Here is a 17,917-nt window from a genome sequence, read left to right on the forward strand (position 1 = left end):
CGGGCGATGACTTGATCTTGACCTATCGGAACATTTGCGGAACATGGTTCACATCTCCGGTTGCCCTTTCAGGGCGCTGGACTCTGTGCCAACCAGTCCCCAAGTGAGCCCCCATGTCACTCACCCACATTTCCGTCCGCGGCGCCCGTGAGCATAACCTCAAGGGCGTCGATATCGAGCTGCCGCGCGACAAGCTCATCGTCATCACCGGCCTTTCCGGCAGCGGCAAGTCGAGCCTCGCCTTCGACACCATCTATGCCGAGGGCCAGCGCCGCTATGTCGAGAGCCTGAGCGCCTATGCGCGCCAGTTCCTCGAAATGATGCAGAAGCCCGATGTCGAGCATATCGACGGGCTCTCGCCCGCAATCTCGATCGAGCAGAAGACCACGAGCCGCAACCCGCGCTCGACCGTGGCGACCGTCACCGAGATTTACGACTACATGCGCCTGCTTTGGGCGCGGGTGGGGGTGCCCTATTCGCCTGCCACCGGCCTGCCGATCGAGGCGCAGACGGTCTCCAACATGGTCGACCGGGTAATGGCCCTGCCCGAGGGCACGCGCGCCTATCTGCTCGCGCCGGTGGTGCGCGGCCGCAAGGGCGAATACCGCAAGGAGCTGGCCGAGTGGCAGAAGGCGGGCTTCACCCGCGTGCGCATCGATGGCGAAATGTACGCGATCGAGGAAGCGCCTGCGCTCGACAAGAAGTACAAGCACGACATCGAGGTGGTGGTCGACCGGATCGCGGTGAAGGAAGGGCTGGAGACGCGGCTGGCGGACTCGTTCGAAACCGCGCTGAAGCTGGCCGAGGGGCTGGCCTATGTCGATCTGGCCGATGGCGTGGTGCCGGGCCGCGAAGGCGAGGAGCAGGGCAAGAACCTCAAGGGCGCAGGCCTGCCCGCCAACCGCATCGTGTTCAGCGAGAAGTTCGCCTGTCCGGTCTCGGGCTTCACCATCGAGGAGATCGAGCCCCGCCTGTTCTCGTTCAACGCGCCGCAGGGCGCTTGCCCCACCTGCGACGGCATCGGCGAAAAGCAGCTGTTCGACCCGCAGCTGGTGGTCCCCAACGAGGAGCTGAGCCTCAAGAAGGGCGCCATCGTGCCCTGGGCGAAGAGCAACCCGCCGTCGCCCTATTACATGCAGGTGCTGACCAGCCTCGCCAAGGCCTACGACTTCGATATCGAGACCCCGTGGAACCAGCTCGATGCGGACCAGCGCGACATCATCCTCCATGGCACCAAGGGCATGCCGGTCGAGCTGACCTTCAAGGATGGCCGCAAGAGCTACACGGTGCAAAAACCGTTCGAGGGCGTGATGGGCAACCTCCAGCGCCGCATGCAGCAGACCGACAGCGCCTGGATGCAGGAGGAGCTGTCCAAGTTCCAGACCGCGCAGCCATGCGAGACCTGTGGCGGCGCCCGCCTCAACGAGAAAGCGCGCGCGGTGAAGATCGACGCGACCGACATCTCGCAACCCACGCGCTACTCGGTTTCCGATGCGCTGCAATGGTTTACCGCACTTCCCGAGAAGTTGACCGACACCCAGAACCAGATCGCCAAGGCCATCCTCAAGGAGATCGTCGAGCGGCTCGGCTTCCTCGACAATGTCGGGCTCGACTACCTCAACCTCGACCGCACCAGCGGCACACTCTCGGGCGGTGAGAGCCAGCGCATCCGGCTCGCCTCGCAGATCGGCTCAGGGCTTTCGGGCGTGCTCTACGTGCTCGACGAGCCCTCCATCGGCCTCCACCAGCGCGACAACGACCGGCTGCTCGAAACGCTCAAGCGCCTGCGCGATCTCGGCAACACGGTGATCGTGGTCGAGCACGACGAGGACGCCATCCGCGCCGCCGACTATCTGGTCGACCTCGGCCCCGGCGCGGGCGTCCACGGCGGCGAGATCGTGGCCGAGGGCACCTTGAAGCAGGTGCTCAAGAACAAGAACTCACTCACCGCCGCCTACCTCAACGGCACGCGCCAGATCGAGGTGCCGGCCAAGCGCCGCAAGGGCAACGGCAAGAAGCTCACCGTCCACGGCGCGAAGGCGAACAACCTCAAGGACGTCACCGCCGCGATCCCGCTCGGCACCTTCACCTGCATCACCGGCGTTTCGGGCAGCGGCAAGTCGAGCTTCACCATCGACACGCTCTATGCCGCCGCCGCCCGCACGCTGAACGGCGCGCGGGTGATCGCGGGGCCGCACGACAAGGTGACCGGCCTCCAGCACTGCGACAAGGTGATCGAGATCGACCAGTCGCCCATCGGCCGCACCCCGCGCTCGAACCCGGCCACCTACACCGGCGCCTTCACCCAGATCCGCGACTGGTTCGCAGGGCTGCCCGAGGCGCAGGCGCGCGGCTACAAGCCGGGGCGGTTCAGCTTCAACGTGAAGGGCGGCCGCTGCGAGGCCTGCACCGGCGACGGCCTGATCAAGATCGAGATGCACTTCCTGCCCGACGTCTACGTCACCTGCGAGGAATGCGGCGGCAAGCGCTACAACCGCGAGACGCTGGAGGTGAAGTTCAAGGGCCACTCGATCGCCGACGTGCTCGACATGACGATCGAGGACGCGGTCGAGTTCTTCAAGGCGGTGCCCCCGATCCGCGACAAGATGGCGATGCTGGCCGAGGTGGGGCTGGGCTACATCAAGGTGGGCCAGCAGGCGACCACCTTATCCGGGGGCGAGGCGCAGCGGGTGAAGCTGGCGAAAGAGCTGTCGCGCCGCTCCACCGGGCAGACGCTCTATATCCTCGACGAGCCGACCACCGGCCTGCACTTCGAGGACGTGAGGAAACTGCTCGAGGTGCTGCACCGGCTGGTCGATCAGGGGAACTCTGTGGTGGTGATCGAGCACAACCTCGACGTGATCAAGACCGCCGACTGGCTGGTGGACCTTGGGCCGGATGGCGGTGTGCGCGGGGGTGAGATTGTGGCTGAGGGTACGCCGGAGGATGTGGCTTCTACGGCAGCGAGCTATACGGGGCAGTATTTGAAGCCGATGCTGGGGGCGTGACCGGGAACGCGTTAGTCTCTAAGGTTGCGGATACGATCTCTGAAAAGTGAGGAAATCACTTTCAAGATCGAAGTGCTTTTCATCCAATCGCAATACATTTTGTCGATTCGAAACTTAAGTTCATTAGCAGAATTAGTTATATCAGATTTTCCAACCTGTTCTTGTGTTTGCATCTTGAAATCGATAGTCTCAAAATAGCCTCCAGTGACGGCTTGCTTGTATTGCACGAGATACCGGGCAACTTTTCCGTCAACGCCCAAATCTCTGAGAAGCATGAGGTAGTGGCTCACTAAAAGAAACTTCGAGCGAATTTCTCCGCTTAAGAAGCCGATGTGATTATCGTTGCTTTCATAATATTGTTTTGAAATTTTTAGGATTTCGTCGACTTCGAATTTGGCGCTTTTAACAATTTCCGAGATGTTATCTCTATTTTTCAAAAGCGCCGAGTGCTCAAAAACAACGACCCAGCCGATGACTGATAGGGCTAATGGGGCTAAAGACAACCAAACGTTCGGGCTCGGTTCGCTCATATCAATTCCGGCCTGTGGACTCTGCTGAATTAATATACTCCAAAACTTCATAGCGAAGAAAATCATCGCTGGTTTCGAGAGTGATCAAATTTAGAACTTGATCTCGGGAAAAACCTTCGATTCTGATCAGTCCGCCAAACGCCTCTTCTAAGAAAGAGGAGCCATAATCAATCGCGTTATCGAAAATAATGGAAATATTCTCTCCGACATTTAAGGGGGTCACGAGGAATTTCTTTCGGAATGATTCTCCATTATATTTCCCATCACTTGGAAATCTCCCTGCGGGGTGACGAGAAAATTGACGCCCTATGTCAATAAACGTGGTCATTATTGTCTCCGTCAATTGTCTTGACGCTCCACGCGACGATCGTTCCTTTAATGCTATCTGAGTATTCAAATTCATGCTCCTTATCGGTTGCACCATTCCATGTTAGGCGCGCCCTATTGGAGAAAATCGAAACACCGCGACCGGATACCTCTCGAACCGCTTGCCAGATTTGCGGTAGACCTTTTCCGCGATGCGCTTCCTGTGTTCGAGTTTTGCTAATCTCAAGCGCTGTGCGTATGGCTTTGACGTCAGGCCCCTTGGAGCTATCGAATTTTGAGATTAGCTGAGCCACAACGGATTCCTCCCACTTCAGTGGTAGCGAGCGTGGTATGCCAATTCCTAAATCGCAGACCATCACAGTTAATTCGCCTTCTAACTCTTGAGTGAGCATCCACCACCTTTTGCTGCGCATCCGCGACCCGGCAGTGCCTCGCGGCTCGATATAGGCGTGCTGAACACTGTTTACGAGAGCCTCAGAAAAGCTGCGCCACATGCCCTTAAACGCCTCTGGCGCAATTCGGCCCTCGATGCGGTCAAAGGCCGCGTTCGCTTCGTCATCCACACGTTCGCCACTTGCGTACCGCCAGTGGCGAACGTTATCTTGGAAGCGCTCTTTCGCAATTTTTGGCTATGTTTGATCGCACAACTCGTAAAAACCAAGTTGCACAAGAATCTGTCTCGTAAGAGGGTCTTTTACATTTGATAGAGTAAAAGAAAATTCACTCTTCAAAATTCTTTTGATTCTATCAACTTCGGCAATAAACAGGAGCATTGCCGGAAACTCTATAACTTCCGTCTTAGAGAAATCTAAATTTACAACTCGTTTCTCGACGAGGGCTAGTTGTCTTATTTTATCGAAAAGTCGAAGGACTTCTGGTCGGTGCTTCCGTGCGTTTAGGCTTAAAACAAATGGAACTGAAACACGCGTCCGTTGGCGCTTTCCTGGCCATTTTTGACCAGCACGCTTAAAAGATAACTTCAATTTCGAAAGCCGATTACGCAACTGACGTTTGCGTACTATTCTCTTAAGATTTTTATCTCGATTCTGGAGACTTTTACGCATAATTCTCTCAAGCGGTCTTAATCGGCGCTGTTGCTAAATGGAAATGGCGCTGGAATATTTTCTTGTGGTCTATGATCGTAGCCTTGGAAAGTAAAAAGTCCCCTTTCCTACACACCCCAAAATATGCCTCACTGCGCGCCCGCTTTGCCCAAGGCGGTCCACGAAACGCGCAGAACACGAGGTGCCCCCATGTCGCAATACCGCTTGCCCGTTGCCCCCATCGACCATCCCGACGTTGTTGGCCATGTCCAGCGCTGGCTCGCCCATGTCGAGGCGGGGCGGATCGGGGGGAAGGGTGGCTCTGGTGGAGCGGGCGTCGCAAACCCCTCCCCCGACCCCTCCCCTCAAGGGGAGGGGAGTTATGTTGCGCGCACCCACGGGGAGGGCGCGCGATGACCTCCATCGTCCAGCTCTCGCCGCTCCAGCTCGCGCAGCTTGACCCGCATGTCATCGCCGATCCCGACAATCCCCGCATCGCGCGCACCGCCAGCGGCCAGCAGGTCGCGCTCACGCCGCCGCGCATGGCCGACTTCCTCGAAAGCCTCATGACCATGGGCTCGGTCGCCATCGCCTGCCAGCGCGCCGGGGTCGCCCGGCAGACCGCCTATCGGGCGCGACGTCGCTCTCCCGGGTTTGCGCGGGCGTGGGACGCGGCGTTGCTCGCCGCGCGCACCGTCGCCGAGAGCGAGCTGGCCGAGCGGGCCATCAACGGGGTCGAGGAGGCGGTGTTCTATCACGGCGAGGAGGTCGCGCGGCGGCGGCGGTTCGACAGCCGTCTGCTGCTCGCGCATCTGGCGCGGCTGGACCGGGCGGCCGAGCGGCTCGACCTTGCCGCCACGCTCCCGCAGCTCGACGACCAGATCGCGGCGCTGCGCCTTGCCGGAGAGGGGGCGGGCGAGGGGGCCGGAGAAGGGGCGGGCGAGGGGGAGGCCGATGCGGTGCTGCCCGCGCAGGTCGAGCGCGAGCTGCTGCGCGCGGCGCAGGATGCGCGCGAGCTGGTGCGCGATCCCGCCGGGTTTGCGGAGCGGGAGGCTGCGCGGGAAAAGGGGCAACCTCAGCGGTCGAAAGAATCTCCTCAGGACCCTGTCACACCTGTCACACCTTGTGATGACTGTGGGGGCTTCTGCATCGATGCCGAGACCGAGCCGGGGGTCAGGCTGACGCAGGCGGACTGTCAGTGGCTGGGCAACCGGCTCGAGCGGATGGAGGAGGCGCGGCCCGAGGATGCGCTGCCGCCGTTCAGGCTCTGCCCCGAGGGCGATCCCACCGGCGCGCTGGAGATGGCGCAGCTCCATGCGTTCGAGGCGGGCGTGCCGCGCTGGTGGGCGCTGGCCCCCGAAGAGGCGCAGGCGGCGCTTGAGCGCGCCTAGCGGTCCAGAACGGCGAGTTCGACCTTGCCGTGGCCCTGGGCGATGAGGCCGATCTCCTCGGCAGCGGCGCGCGAGAGGTCGATCAGGCGGCCATGGGCATAGGGCCCGCGGTCGTTGATGCGGACGATGACGCTGCGGCCGGTGCGCGGGTAGGTGACGCGCACGCGGGTGCCGAAGGGCAGCGTCTTGTGCGCGGCGGTGAGCGCGGTCATGTCGAAGGCTTCGCCGCTGGCGGTCGGGCGACCGCTGAAGCGGCGACCGTAGTAGGAGGCATCGCCGCTGCCGAGCGGGGTGGCCTCGGGCTCGGCCGGGGTGATGTCGGTGATGTCGACGGCGCCGGGCTGGTCAAGCGGGGCGGCTGGGTCGGCATAGGGTGCGAAGGCCTCGGCGAAGCGGGCCTCCTCGCTGGGGGTGAAGACGGGCCCGGTGGCGGCGGCACGCGGCGCGATAAGCGCGGCCGTTTCGAGCTGCGTCTCGGCGTGACCGGCACCGACCATGCCGAGCGTGGCAGCAATGGTCGCAGTGGCGCCGATGAGAGCCAGCGTCCGGCGCGAGGTGCGCTTGGGATCTTGAGCGTTCATGGGGCGCGCCTTTACGGGGGTATGGCGCGGGTGCCCACCCCGGGTTCCTCCAGTGGTCGCTCGACAGGGGCAGTTCGTCGCGGATTGGGGCGCAAATGCGGCGAAGCGAGCGGCTTTGGACGTGAAATCGCGGCGCGTATGGCTTCGCAGCGACCCAAAATGAGGCCAATGCCGCGATTAGGCCGATTCGCAGGAGGAAAAGCGCGAAGGATCAGTGAGATAGAACGAGAACAGGGGCCGACATCGCTGTCGACCCCCATGGATCGTGTCCGATCAGCGATGGTCGCGCTGGGCCAGCAGGCGCAGGCGCAGGGCATTGAGCTTGATGAAGCCCGCCGCGTCCTTCTGGTCGTAGGCACCAGCATCGTCCTCGAAGGTCACATGCGCCTCCGAATAGAGCGAGTTTGCCGACTTGCGGCCCACCACCATGGCATTGCCCTTGTAGAGCTTGAGGCGAACGGTGCCGCTCACCTTCTGCTGGCTGAGGTCGATCGCGGCTTGAAGCATCTCGCGCTCGGGGCTGAACCAGAAGCCGTTGTAGATCAGCTCGGCATACTTGGGCATCAGCTCGTCCTTGAGGTGAGCAGCACCCCGGTCGAGCGTGATCTGCTCGATCCCGCGATGGGCGCGGGCGTAGATCTCGCCGCCGGGTGTCTCGTACATGCCGCGGCTCTTCATGCCGACAAAGCGGTTCTCGACCAGATCGAGGCGGCCGATGCCGTGCTTGCGGCCAAGGTCGTTGAGCGCCGCCAGCAAGGTCGCCGGGCTCATCGCCTCGCCGTTAAGGGCAACGCCGTCGCCTTGCTCGAAGTCGATGGTGATGTATTCAGGGGTGTCGGGCGCGGTCTCGGGGTGGTCGGTGCGCGAGTAGACGTAGTCGGGGGTCTCTTCCCACGGATCTTCCAGCACCTTGCCTTCGGACGAGGTGTGCAGAAGGTTCGCATCGGTCGAGAACGGGCTTTCGCCGCGCTTGTCTTTCGGAACGGCGATCTGGTGCTGTTCGGCCCAGGCGATCAGCGCGGTGCGGCTGGTGAGATCCCACTCGCGCCAGGGGGCGATGACCTTTATATCGGGGTCAAGCGCATAGGCCGAAAGCTCGAAGCGGACCTGATCGTTGCCCTTGCCGGTCGCGCCGTGGGCCACGGCATCGGCGCCGGTGGCATGGGCGATCTCGACCAGACGCTTCGAAATCAGCGGACGCGCGATCGAGGTGCCGAGCAGGTAGTCGCCTTCATAACGGGCGTTGGCGCGCATCATCGGGAACACGAAGTCGCGCACGAACTCTTCGCGCAGGTCTTCGATGAAGATGTGCTCGTCGGGAATGCCCATCGCCCGGGCTTTCTCGCGTGCCGGTTCGATCTCCTCACCCTGGCCGAGGTCGGCGGTGAAGGTGACGACCTCCAGACCGCGCTCCACCTCGAGCCACTTGGCGATCACCGAGGTATCGAGACCACCCGAATAGGCAAGGACGACGCGCTTGATCTCGGACATTATGGCACACTCCAAAGGCTGAATTTCGCGCGCGCCTATCAGCAAGCGGCAAGCGCCGCAATGTCAGGCGGGGCCGATTGTGCGCGCAAGGCGCGGAAGCTGCCAGCCAAGCGCCACTGCGCGCAGCAGATAGCTGGCGCTGAAAGCGATCCACAGACCAAGCTGACCTTGCCCACGCAATGCCAGATCGAGGGCGATGTAGGAAAGCGTCGCGAGCACGGCGGCATTGCGCAAGGCGCGGCCCTGCGTTGCCCCGACGAACACGCCGTCAAGCATCCAGCTCGGCATCCCGATCAAGGGGATCAGCGCGGCGAAGGGGAGGAAGCGGCGGGCGGTCTCGCGCACTTGCGGTTCGGTGGTGAGAAAGTCGATCACCGGGCCTCCCGCGAGCAGGAACAGCGCCGAGAGCAGCACGCCTGCCAGCAGCGAGAACTCTCCCGCCAGCCGGATTGCGCGCGTGAAGTCCGCCCGCGAGTGTTTGCCCACGGCGTTGCCCACCCGCGCCTCGGCGGTGAAGGCGAAGGCGTCGAGCACGAAGGCGGCGACGTTCACGAACTGCAACAGCACGTGGTTTGCCGCCAGTTCCGCCGCACCGAGCCGAGCCCCGGCATTGGCGAACCAGACGAACAGCAGCAGCAGCGAGACGGTGCGGATCATGATGTCGCGGTTGACCGCGAACAGCTGCTTCAGCCGCTCCGGGTCAAGCACCTGCGCCTGCGTGGCGCGCCGGACGAAGGCGACCACCGTGCCCGCGCCATCGCGACCGACCAGCGCAAGGCCCGTTATCAGCGCGATCAGCTCTGCCAACGCCGTGCCCGCGCCGACACCGAAGGCGCCCCAGTCGAAGCCCACGACGAACCACAGGTCGAAACCCACATTGGCCGCGTTCATCACCAGTTGCAGCGCCAATGCGTCGCGCGTTCGGCCAAGGCCGAACAGCCAGCCGGTCAGCGCATAAACCGTCAGCGCGGCTGGCGCGCCCATGAAGCGGCCGTGCATATAGGCGGCTGCCTCGGTGCTCACACTCTCGCCGCCCGCCATCAGCGCCAGCGCGCCGCGGCCCAGTGGCACTTGCAGCGCGAAGATCGCAACACCCAGCGCCAGCCCGATGGTGATCCCGCGCAGAAGCAGCGCCTCGACTTCGTGCCGTTCGCCCGCACCCTGCGCCTGCGAGGCAAGGCCGGTCATCCCCATGCGCAGGAAGCCGAAGCTCCAGAACACGAGGCCGATCAGCGTTGCCCCCAGCGCCACGCCTGCGAGCGCGGCAGCATCGCCGCTGCGCCCGATCACGGCGGTGTCGACAATGCCCACGAGCGGGATCGAGGCCTGGCCGAGCATGATCGGCCAGGCCTGCGAGAAGATCGCGCGGCGGGTGAGGGGCAGGGCGGTGCTCATTGCGCCGCCTTTAGACCGAGCCTGATGGAATGGAAATCTCCCCTCCCCGTGGGGAGGGGCAGGGGGGGGGGGAGCGACGCTCGATCTGGCGCCGAGCCCCCCTCCCAACCCTCCCCCACGGGGGAGGGCTTTCCAGGAGCGAAATCCTTACTCCGCCGCCTGCTTCAGCGCCGGATCGAGGTGCCATGCCGGCGGCTCTTCCGAATTGCGCAGGCGGGTGGCCTCCTCCTCCATGTAGTCGCGGATCATCGGCACGGCATTGCGATCCTTCACATATTGCAGCTGCCAGTTGACCAGCGTGCCATGGCGGAAGCTCTGCTCGGCACCGGCGAGATAGAACAGCCACATCTTGTAGAACTGCTCGTCATACATCTCGGTGATCTCCTCGCGGTGGAGGACGGTGCGATTGTACCATTCCTCCAGTGTGTGCGAGTAGTGGAAGCGCATCGCCTCGACGTCCATCACCTGCCAGCCAGCCTTCTCGCTTTCGGTCACGAGTTCGCTCAGCGCGGGGATATAGCCGCCGGGGAAGATGTATTTGCGGGTCCATGCATCCGTGAAACCCGGAGGGCCGGCGCGGCCGCAGCAGTGCGAGAACATCACGCCATCGTCGGCCAGCAGTCGGTGCGTATGCTCCATGAACTGCGGATAGTGCGGGGTGCCGACATGTTCGAGCAGGCCGACCGAGGAAATGCGGTCGAACGTGCCTTCCACATCGCGGTAGTCCATCAGCTTGAACTTGACCTTGTCGTCCACGCCCGCCTGCTTCGCGCGTTCCTTGCAGAAGGCGATCTGGTCGGGCGCGAGCGCCACGCCGAGTACCTCGCAGCCATAATGCTTGTTGAGGTAATGCGCGAGGCCGCCCCAGCCGCAGCCGATATCGAGCACGCGCATCGGGCGATCCATCTCGCGCGCCTTCTGCATATACATCTTGCCCGCGATCAGCGCCTTCTTGTCAAGCTGGGCCTTTTCAAGGCTGACGTCGGTCGTGCGGTGATAGCCCATGGTATATTGCCGGTCCTCGTCGAGGAACAGCTCATAGAGGCGGCGGGTGAGGTTGTAGGTGTGTTCGGCGTTCTTGCGCGCCTTGCTCTTGAGGTTGATCGAATCGACCTTGGCCGCAGTCTTCTGGATCAGGCGCTTCATCGGCCCTTGCGGCTGCAAGGCGCGGTCGCCGTGAACCTTGGCCTGACCCGTCACATAGAGGATCATGTCGCGGATATCGTAAGGCTCCTCCACATGGAGCCAACCCCACATGAACGCCTCGCCCGCGCCGACCTGCGGATAGCGCGCGATATGGCCCGAGGCCTTCTTGTCGGTGAGGCGGATGCGGATCGGCTGGTCGTAGGTGCCGCCCTGGCCATCGGGCACGGGGCCACCGGGACCATATTCGTAAACCTTGCCGTCATAGTCGGTGATCACGAGCTTGCCAGCCCGGATCAGTTTCGTAAGCATTTTGTCGAGCAGCCACATGGGCATGCGTCCCTTTCATTCAGTCCCGTTGTGGGGCTGTGTGCGGGCCGATTGGCGGCGAGTCAATCTTGCGCTATCATTGCTCAATGGCTGAGAACCTCACCAAGCCGACACAAGCAAGCGTTGCCGAGTTCATCAAAGCACTCGATCATCCGCGCAAGTGCGAGGAAGCCAGGGTGCTCGATGCGCTGTTCCGCAAGGTCACGGGGGAGGCGCCGCAGATGTGGGGGCCGTCGATCATCGGCTACGGCTCCTATCACTACAAATACGATAGCGGGCGAGAGGGCGATATGTGTCGGACAGGCTTTTCGCCGCGCAAGGCAAAGCACTCGTTATATCTGATGGGCAGCTATTGCGATCCAGCGACTGGCGAGCGAACCAACGCGCTACTCGAAGATCTCGGGAAGCACTCGCGCGGGGCATCTTGCCTTTACATAAACAAGCTGGCGGACGTGGACATGGCCGTGCTGGAGGAATTGATCCGCATAAGCTGGGAGGCGATGAACGCGCGTTATCCGCGATAGGGATTATATCCCGGCATACCACTGGTAGCCTGCGCGATCCTCCCAGTAGCCGCCCTTGCCGCCTGCAATCTCTTCGAGGCTGTCGACCACCTCGATCCCGGTAAGGTACTTGGCGTGCTTGTAGCCCAATTGCCGCTCGATCCGCATCCGCAAAGGGGCGCCGTTGAGCACCGGCAGCGGTTCACCGTTCAGTTCGTGCGCAATGATGGTCTGTGGGTGGTAGGCATCGTCGAGGTCGACGCTCTCGTAATACTCCGAGCCGCCGAGCGTATCGGCACAGCGGAACACCACGAAGCGCGCGCCTTCCTGCACGCCCGCCGCCTCGAGCACATGCGAAAGCTGCGGCCCGGTCCACTCGCCGATGGCGCTCCAGCCCTCGACGCAGTCGTGCCGGGTGATCTGGGTGCGCTGGGGCATGGTGCGGATGTCCGCGAGCGACAGGCTGAGTTCGTTGTCGACCAGCCCGGTGACGCTGAGCCGCCAGTTGGCGAAGCTCTCGGCCTCGGCCTTGCGGTAGGCATCGGTGTCGACATCGCGGCTGCCGTTGCCACGGAAGAACGGTGAGATCTCGCTCGCCTTGTATTCGGGCGCCATGGTGATGCGTCCGAAGCCAAGCGCCCGATGCAGCCCCCGGTGCCAGCTCTGCGCGCCATCAACGAGGCTGCGGAACACCGAGGTTTCGCTCACCTCGTTACAGGCCGAGACGAAGGCTGCCATTGCGCCAACAAGAACGCTGCGTCGCTTCATTCTGCCCGTCCTCCGGTAATCATGTCGCGCAGTTGCTTGATCGGGCCCGAGACCAGCACCAGCAACACATGGACTATTAGAAAGCCCACCAGCGCAAAGGCGCAGATGAAGTGGATCGAACGCGCGCTTTGCCGACCACCGAACATCTCGCTCAGCCAAGGCCAGGCCGCTTCCTGCCCCGGGCTCATCGCCATGCCGGTAAACACCATCAGCGGCAGCAGCACGAACACCACGCCGGAATAGGAGATCTTCTGGAGGATATTGTACTTCCCCTCGACCGGATCGAAGTTGAACTTCAGGTGCTCCCTGATGTCGAGCCAGATGTGGGCGGGCGACCATTCGCGCGCGCGCGCAAACAGGTCGCGGTAGATGTGTCCGTTGAACAGCGCGATCAGCATGAAGGCGAGCAGCGAAAAGCCGAACACCAGTGCAAACAACACATGATAGTCGCGCGCGATGGCGAGGCTGTAGCGGGTGGGGATGGTGGCCCAGCCAGGGAACATCGGCGCAACGAACCACGCCTGTGAACTGTCGAACCCCCAGTCGCCCCAATAGAGGCGGCGATGTGCATTGGAGATGGTCAGCCCGCTCATGAACAGGATGATCACGCTTATCGCGTTGACCCAGTGCCAGAGGCGCGTCGACAGAGCGTGGCGTTTGGCCAGTTTGATCTTGCCCAGTTTGGTCATGCCGATTGGCTCTCCTCGCGCGCAAGGTAAATCACATCGCGGTTTTGACAAAGCAGGTGCTGGCCCGAATCGACGAAAAGCTCCTGTCCGCTGGCGAGCTGCCCCTCGGCCATGAACAGCGCGGCCTCGGCCACTTCGCTTGCCTCGGTGCGCCGGCCGAGCAGGTTGAGCCGGTGCGAGCGTTCGGCCTCGCCGTCGGTTTGATCGTGGCTGGCGAGGATCGCGCCGGGGGCAAGCCGATAGACCCGGTCATCCGGCGCAGCGGCCTGGGCGAGCATCCGCGCCGCAGCATCGACCGCCGCCTTGCTCATCGTGTAGCTGAAGAAGTCGGGGTTGATGTTGGCGAGCTTCTGATCGGTCACCTGGATCACGCGCCGCCCGCCGTTTGACCGGGCATGAGCGAAGAACGCGCTTGCCAGCTGGACCTGCGCGCGTGCGTTGACAGCCATGGCGCGGTCGAAGACGTCCGGGTCGAGCGCGCCATGGCTGTCATATTCAAACAGACTCGCGCAGTTGACCAGCGCGCGCCAGTCGCCAAGCTCGCGCGCCAGCGAGTGCATCAGATCTGTGCGGGCGCCCTCGTCCAGAAGGTCGCACTGTACGGTGCGCGCGCTCGGCAGGCTGGCGGCAAGGGCCTGCGCCTCTGCGCGCGAGCGGCGATAGTGGATGACAACATACCAGCCCGCCGCGCCGAAGCGCCGCGCAATGGCTGCCCCGATGCGGCGTGCACCGCCCGTTACCAGAACACTGCGCATCATAAGGCGAGCCAGCCGAAGCGATGAAGGTTGCGGTGCAGCATCTGGCGCAGGTTTGCACGCCTGCGCCCTGCTTGGAAAGGCCGCCGTTGCAAAAGAGTCTTGCACCTTCGCGCAACAGTGGCTTTCTATTCAGGATAAAGTCAATTTGCGGCGGCCATCTCAAGGCCCTCGCGCGGGGGAGGAACGTAATGATCCGGATCGCAACCGTAGCGAGCGCGCTGGCGCTGGCTTTTTGCGCATGTCAGACACTGGCGCAGGATGCGCCGCCTGCCGCATCGGAACCGACGCCGGCTCCAGCGCCCTTCATGGGCACGGCGCTGGGCGAGGGGCCTTGGGACTTCAACAGCGCCGAAGGCCCGATCCATGTCGAGGTGCTGACGCGCGGGTTAGTCAATCCGTGGGGCATGGCGTTCCTGCCCGATGGCTCCATGCTGGTGACCGAGCGACCCGGGCGGCTACGCATCGTTGCTGGCGATGGAACGCTTGATCCCGAGCCGATCGAGGGGCTGCCCGAGATCTACGCTCTGGGCATTGCCGGGCTCAATGATGTCGTGCTCGATCCCGATTTCGAGAACAACCATCTGATCTACCTGGCCTATTCGAAGCCGAATCCCTCGGGCGCGGACGAACAGGCGCTGGCCGTGGCGCGGGCCTTGTGGGACGGTGGGCACGAGCTGCACGATGTCGAGGACATCTTCCTCGCCGCGCCCTGGTATGGCGCGCAGACCCAGCCCGAGCGGTGCTGCGGACAAGGCCCGGCCTTTGGTAGTTTCGGCGGACGCCTGCTGTTCGATGGCGAAGGCCACCTGTTCGTGACCAGTGGCGATCGCAACTATGGCGAGATGGTCGCGTTGCAAGACAACCATTTCGGCAAGATCCTGCGCATCAATACCGATGGTTCGGCGCCCACCGACAACCCCTGGCTCGGGCGCGAGGGTGCGCGGCCCGAGGTCTGGTCGACCGGCCATCGCAACCCGCTCGGGCTCACGATCAACCCCACCACCGGCGACCTGTGGGAAACCGAGTTCGGCCCGCGCGGCGGCGACGAGCTGAACCGGATTATGCGCGGCGGCGACTACGGCTGGATGAGTGTGACGCAAGGCTTTCATTACAACGGCGAACCGGCCGAAGCGGTCAGCAAGGTGCCCGGCAAGATCGACCCGGTCCTCACCTGGGGCCCGCCGAGCCTCAACCCGGGCAATATCGCTTTCTATGAGGGCGATGCCTTCCCTGGCTGGCAGGGCGACTTGCTGCTCGCCACCTTCACCGAAGGCTTGCAGCGGTATGATACGGATGCGCAGGGAATGCCACTGAACCAGCCCGAGACCCTGCTGAAGGACCTCGGCCAACGCTGGCGCGACGTGCGCGTGGGGCCGGACGGGGCCGTCTACCTGCTCACCGATATGGCCGATGGTGCAATCATCAAGCTTACGCCTGCGGCGGGTTAACGCCCTAACAAGTGTCCGTTCGTGGTGAGGAGGAGCCGAGGCCGAAGGCCGAGGAACCGTCTCGAACCACCTGAGCACGTCCTTCGAGACGGGCGCTCAGCCTTCGGCTTCGTGCCCTCCTCAGGACGAACGGAAAGTGTTGTGTTCTATCAACCCGCGGGCACGTTCGCTTTCAGCTCTTCCCGCCACAGGTCAGCCACCGCATCGCTGGGCGCGCGCCAGTCTCCGCGCGGGCTGAGCGCGCCGCCTGCGCTCACCTTGGGGCCGTTGGGAATGGCGCTGCGCTTGAACTGGCTGAAGCCGAAGAATCGCGCGAGGAACTTGTCGAGCCAGTGGGCGATGGTGGCGAGGTCGTATTCGTTCTTCTTGTGCTTGGGGAAGGCGTGCGGCCACAGCCCCTCCGAGCGATCGCGCCAGGCGTGCCAGGCGAGGAAGGCGACATGGCTCGGCTTCTGCCCGAAGCGCACCACGTGGTGGAGGAAGAAGTCGTTCAGTTCATAGGGGCCGATCATGGCCTCGGTGCTCTGGAGCTGCTGGTCCTCGCCTGCCGGAACCAGCTCGGGGCTGATCTCTGTGGCAAGGATCGCCTCAAGCACTTCGTCGGTCTGCGGGTCGAACTGGTTGCTCCGCGTGGCCCAGCGAATGAGGTACTGGATCAGCGTCTTGGGTACGCCGGCGTTCACCGCATAGTGGCTCATCTGGTCGCCGACGCCGTAGGTGCACCAGCCAAGCGCCAGCTCGCTGAGGTCGCCGGTGCCGATCACGAAGCCACCATGATGCCCGGCAAGGCGGAACAGGTAGTCGGTGCGCAGTCCTGCCTGCACGTTTTCGAAGGTCACGTCGTAAACCGGCTCACCCTCGGCATAGGGGTGGCCGATGTCCTTCAGCATCAGCTCGGCGGCGGGGCGGATGTCGATCTCTTCGGCTTCGATGCCGAGTGCGCGCATCAGCTTCCAGGCGTTTTCCTTGGTGCCGTCCGAGGTGCCGAAGCCGGGCATGGTGTAGCCGCGGATGGTGGTGCGCGGCAGGCCGAGCCGGTCGCAGGCCTTGGCCGCCACGATCAGGGCATGGGTGGAATCGAGCCCGCCGGAAATGCCGATCACCATGCATTTGGCATGGGTCGACTGGAACCGGCGCATCAGCGCATCGACCTGAATGTTGAAGGCCTCGTAGCAGTCCTCGTCGAGCCGGTGCTGGCGGTTGGGCACGAATGGGAAGCGGCGGATCGGGCGAATCAGGCCGATATCTCCCGGCGCGGGGGCATGGTCGAAGGCGACGGTGCGGAAGCTGTCTTCAGGGCGGCCCTCCGCTTCGGCGCAGTCGTTGAAGGTGCCCATGCGCATCCGGTCATCAAGAATGCGGCGGGTGTCGATATCGGTGATGCACAGTTCGGGGTGAAGATCGAACCGGCTGCTTTCGACCAGCAGGTCGCCCAGCTCGTAGATCATGCCCTGGCCGTCCCAGGCGAGGTCGGTGGTGCTCTCGCCGTGGCCGCTGGCCGAATAGGCATAGGCGCAGACCGCGCGCGAGGAGCTGGCGCGGCATAGCAGATGCCGCTCGTCGGACTTGCCGATCACGATGTTCGATGCCGAGAGGTTGAGCACGATGGTCGCCCCGGCGAGCGCGGCGAGGGTGCCGGGCTGCGTTGGCGCCCAGAAATCCTCGCAAATCTCGATCCCGAAGGTGAAGCCGGGCAGGTCTTGCGCGGCGAACAGCAGATCGACCCCGAACGGAACTTCCGCGCCGTTGATCGCGATCCAGAGGTCGCGGCAGTCGCGCCCGTGGGCGAACCAGCGCTTCTCGTAGAATTCCCGGTAGTTGGGCAGATAGCTCTTGGGCACCGCGCCGAGCACCTCGCCATGGGCGATCACCACGGCGCAGTTGTAAATCCGGCCATTGCGGCGCAACGGCGCGCCGATCACCAGCACGGGGGTAAGCTTCGCGCTTGCCTTGCGGATCGTTTCGATCTCGTGCTCGACGCTTTCGAGGAGCGCCTCCTGCATCACCAGATCGTCGAGCGCATAGGACGAGAGGCTCAATTCGGGATAGAGCAGCAGGTCGACACGGGCCTCGTGCGCGCGCCGGGCCTCGTCGAGAATGCCCTCGCAGTTGAACGCGACGTCGGCGGTGCGCACGCGCGGCGTGCTGGTCGCCAGGCGCACGAAGCCGTGCGTGTGCATGTCGTAAAAAGGGTGCGTATCGCTCATCGGGGTCTGCTCGGTTGGGGGGAGGGCGGGTTCGAGGAAATCGGACGGCTCGCAAATGCCCAGCTCGGCGAGGCGCTTCTGGGTGGCGGCGCGCGGGATCTTGCCTTGCGCCTCCCAGCCATAGACAGTGCGGCTGGCCCATGGCTCGCCATAGCGTGCACCGAACTCGCCCGCGCTCAGCGGCGGATCGTGCGCCTCGCGAAAGGCGCGGATTTTCTGGCCGGCACGATGCATAGGTGCGGTCGGTATCCTAAAAGGATACTAAGTGCAACAAGAAGGGCGCCGCACCTTGCGATGCGACGCCC

Annotated in this window: 15 protein-coding genes; 4 read left to right on the forward strand and 11 right to left on the reverse strand. The window is 63.3% G+C overall.

The genetic code is table 11. The features are described from left to right. Positions 1 to 113: 113 nt before the first annotated feature. On the forward strand, positions 114 to 3,008 hold the full coding sequence (uvrA, locus tag ABDJ38_RS02155) for an excinuclease ABC subunit UvrA (RefSeq protein WP_346783430.1): 2,895 nt from the start codon (positions 114 to 116) through the stop codon (positions 3,006 to 3,008). Positions 3,009 to 3,019: 11 nt separating this feature from the next. Here uvrA and ABDJ38_RS02160 read toward each other — a convergent pair whose 3' ends face one another. Genes ABDJ38_RS02160 through ABDJ38_RS02170 form a run of 3 tightly spaced genes read right to left on the reverse strand, consistent with a single transcriptional unit; the run spans position 3,020 to position 4,428 of the window. Continuing rightward, on the reverse strand, positions 3,020 to 3,538 hold the full coding sequence (locus ABDJ38_RS02160; RefSeq protein ID WP_346783431.1) for a hypothetical protein: 519 nt from the start codon (positions 3,536 to 3,538) through the stop codon (positions 3,020 to 3,022). Position 3,539: 1 nt separating this feature from the next. Further along, entirely contained in the window at positions 3,540 to 3,866 is a 327-nt protein-coding gene (locus ABDJ38_RS02165; protein WP_346783432.1) for an STAS-like domain-containing protein, read from the reverse strand. Further along, complete coding sequence (locus ABDJ38_RS02170; protein ID WP_346783433.1) at positions 3,850 to 4,428, reverse strand: ATP-binding protein; 579 nt, start codon at positions 4,426 to 4,428, stop codon at positions 3,850 to 3,852. Before ABDJ38_RS02170 ends, ABDJ38_RS02165 begins: the two co-directional genes overlap by 17 nt. Positions 4,429 to 5,321: 893 nt before the next feature. On the opposite strand from ABDJ38_RS02170, the gene ABDJ38_RS02175 reads away from it, so the two are divergent. Beyond that, the gene (locus ABDJ38_RS02175) at positions 5,322 to 6,299 is read left to right on the forward strand and encodes a hypothetical protein (protein WP_346783434.1); all 978 of its coding nucleotides are present in this window, start codon (positions 5,322 to 5,324) and stop codon (positions 6,297 to 6,299) included. On the opposite strand, the gene ABDJ38_RS02180 is transcribed toward ABDJ38_RS02175, so the two are convergent. The 4 genes from ABDJ38_RS02180 to ABDJ38_RS02195 all read right to left on the reverse strand — a co-directional run bounded on the left by ABDJ38_RS02180 (position 6,296) and on the right by ABDJ38_RS02195 (position 11,239). After that, positions 6,296 to 6,880 carry a septal ring lytic transglycosylase RlpA family protein gene (locus tag ABDJ38_RS02180; protein WP_346783435.1) on the reverse strand — a complete coding sequence of 195 codons (585 nt, stop codon included), beginning with the start codon at positions 6,878 to 6,880 and terminating at the stop codon, positions 6,296 to 6,298. The two genes, ABDJ38_RS02175 and ABDJ38_RS02180, sit on opposite strands and share 4 nt — an antisense overlap. A gap of 273 nt (positions 6,881 to 7,153) precedes the next feature. Further along, on the reverse strand, positions 7,154 to 8,371 hold the full coding sequence (locus ABDJ38_RS02185) for an argininosuccinate synthase (RefSeq protein WP_346783436.1): 1,218 nt from the start codon (positions 8,369 to 8,371) through the stop codon (positions 7,154 to 7,156). A gap of 63 nt (positions 8,372 to 8,434) precedes the next feature. Beyond that, entirely contained in the window at positions 8,435 to 9,766 is a 1,332-nt protein-coding gene (locus tag ABDJ38_RS02190; RefSeq protein WP_346783437.1) for an MATE family efflux transporter, read from the reverse strand. Positions 9,767 to 9,913: 147 nt separating this feature from the next. Then, positions 9,914 to 11,239, reverse strand: a complete 1,326-nt coding sequence (locus ABDJ38_RS02195; RefSeq protein ID WP_346783438.1) for a class I SAM-dependent methyltransferase — start codon at positions 11,237 to 11,239, stop codon at positions 9,914 to 9,916. Between the two features lie 86 nt (positions 11,240 to 11,325). On the opposite strand from ABDJ38_RS02195, the gene ABDJ38_RS02200 reads away from it, so the two are divergent. Further along, a complete protein-coding gene (locus ABDJ38_RS02200) occupies positions 11,326 to 11,763 on the forward strand; it encodes a DUF1801 domain-containing protein (RefSeq protein WP_346783439.1) in 438 nt (145 codons plus the stop codon). Positions 11,764 to 11,766: 3 nt separating this feature from the next. Here ABDJ38_RS02200 and ABDJ38_RS02205 read toward each other — a convergent pair whose 3' ends face one another. The 3 genes from ABDJ38_RS02205 to ABDJ38_RS02215 are packed head-to-tail and all read right to left on the reverse strand — an operon-like array spanning position 11,767 to position 13,957. Next, positions 11,767 to 12,510: a molybdopterin-dependent oxidoreductase gene (locus tag ABDJ38_RS02205; RefSeq protein WP_346783440.1), complete on the reverse strand. Its 744-nt coding sequence runs from the start codon at positions 12,508 to 12,510 to the stop codon at positions 11,767 to 11,769. Beyond that, positions 12,507 to 13,199, reverse strand: coding sequence for a cytochrome b/b6 domain-containing protein (locus ABDJ38_RS02210; RefSeq protein ID WP_346783441.1), 693 nt, complete (start codon positions 13,197 to 13,199; stop codon positions 12,507 to 12,509). The genes ABDJ38_RS02205 and ABDJ38_RS02210 overlap by 4 nt, the downstream gene beginning before the upstream one ends. Beyond that, the gene (locus tag ABDJ38_RS02215) at positions 13,196 to 13,957 is read right to left on the reverse strand and encodes an SDR family oxidoreductase (protein ID WP_346783442.1); all 762 of its coding nucleotides are present in this window, start codon (positions 13,955 to 13,957) and stop codon (positions 13,196 to 13,198) included. Before ABDJ38_RS02215 ends, ABDJ38_RS02210 begins: the two co-directional genes overlap by 4 nt. Positions 13,958 to 14,145: 188 nt before the next feature. Between ABDJ38_RS02215 and ABDJ38_RS02220 the strand changes: the two genes are divergently transcribed. After that, positions 14,146 to 15,405 carry a PQQ-dependent sugar dehydrogenase gene (locus ABDJ38_RS02220; RefSeq protein WP_346783443.1) on the forward strand — a complete coding sequence of 420 codons (1,260 nt, stop codon included), beginning with the start codon at positions 14,146 to 14,148 and terminating at the stop codon, positions 15,403 to 15,405. Positions 15,406 to 15,554: 149 nt separating this feature from the next. Here the strand turns inward: ABDJ38_RS02220 and ABDJ38_RS02225 are convergent, their stop codons facing one another. Beyond that, the gene (locus tag ABDJ38_RS02225) at positions 15,555 to 17,612 is read right to left on the reverse strand and encodes an NAD(+) synthase (protein WP_346783909.1); all 2,058 of its coding nucleotides are present in this window, start codon (positions 17,610 to 17,612) and stop codon (positions 15,555 to 15,557) included. Positions 17,613 to 17,917 lie beyond the last annotated feature (305 nt).

This window comes from Aurantiacibacter flavus, from assembly GCF_039710615.1.
Lineage (GTDB): Bacteria > Pseudomonadota > Alphaproteobacteria > Sphingomonadales > Sphingomonadaceae > Alteraurantiacibacter > Alteraurantiacibacter flavus.

Coding starts and splice junctions, on each gene's coding strand:
- uvrA (WP_346783430.1), top strand. CDS start 114: ATGTCACTCACCCACATTTCCGTCCGCGGCGCCCGTGAGCATAACCTC.
- ABDJ38_RS02160 (WP_346783431.1), bottom strand. CDS start 3,538: ATGAGCGAACCGAGCCCGAACGTTTGGTTGTCTTTAGCCCCATTAGCC.
- ABDJ38_RS02165 (WP_346783432.1), bottom strand. CDS start 3,866: ATGACCACGTTTATTGACATAGGGCGTCAATTTTCTCGTCACCCCGCA.
- ABDJ38_RS02175 (WP_346783434.1), top strand. CDS start 5,322: ATGACCTCCATCGTCCAGCTCTCGCCGCTCCAGCTCGCGCAGCTTGAC.
- ABDJ38_RS02180 (WP_346783435.1), bottom strand. CDS start 6,880: ATGAACGCTCAAGATCCCAAGCGCACCTCGCGCCGGACGCTGGCTCTC.
- ABDJ38_RS02185 (WP_346783436.1), bottom strand. CDS start 8,371: ATGTCCGAGATCAAGCGCGTCGTCCTTGCCTATTCGGGTGGTCTCGAT.
- ABDJ38_RS02190 (WP_346783437.1), bottom strand. CDS start 9,766: ATGAGCACCGCCCTGCCCCTCACCCGCCGCGCGATCTTCTCGCAGGCC.
- ABDJ38_RS02195 (WP_346783438.1), bottom strand. CDS start 11,239: ATGTGGCTGCTCGACAAAATGCTTACGAAACTGATCCGGGCTGGCAAG.
- ABDJ38_RS02200 (WP_346783439.1), top strand. CDS start 11,326: ATGGCTGAGAACCTCACCAAGCCGACACAAGCAAGCGTTGCCGAGTTC.
- ABDJ38_RS02205 (WP_346783440.1), bottom strand. CDS start 12,510: ATGAAGCGACGCAGCGTTCTTGTTGGCGCAATGGCAGCCTTCGTCTCG.
- ABDJ38_RS02210 (WP_346783441.1), bottom strand. CDS start 13,199: ATGACCAAACTGGGCAAGATCAAACTGGCCAAACGCCACGCTCTGTCG.
- ABDJ38_RS02215 (WP_346783442.1), bottom strand. CDS start 13,957: ATGATGCGCAGTGTTCTGGTAACGGGCGGTGCACGCCGCATCGGGGCA.
- ABDJ38_RS02220 (WP_346783443.1), top strand. CDS start 14,146: ATGATCCGGATCGCAACCGTAGCGAGCGCGCTGGCGCTGGCTTTTTGC.
- ABDJ38_RS02225 (WP_346783909.1), bottom strand. CDS start 17,612: ATGAGCGATACGCACCCTTTTTACGACATGCACACGCACGGCTTCGTG.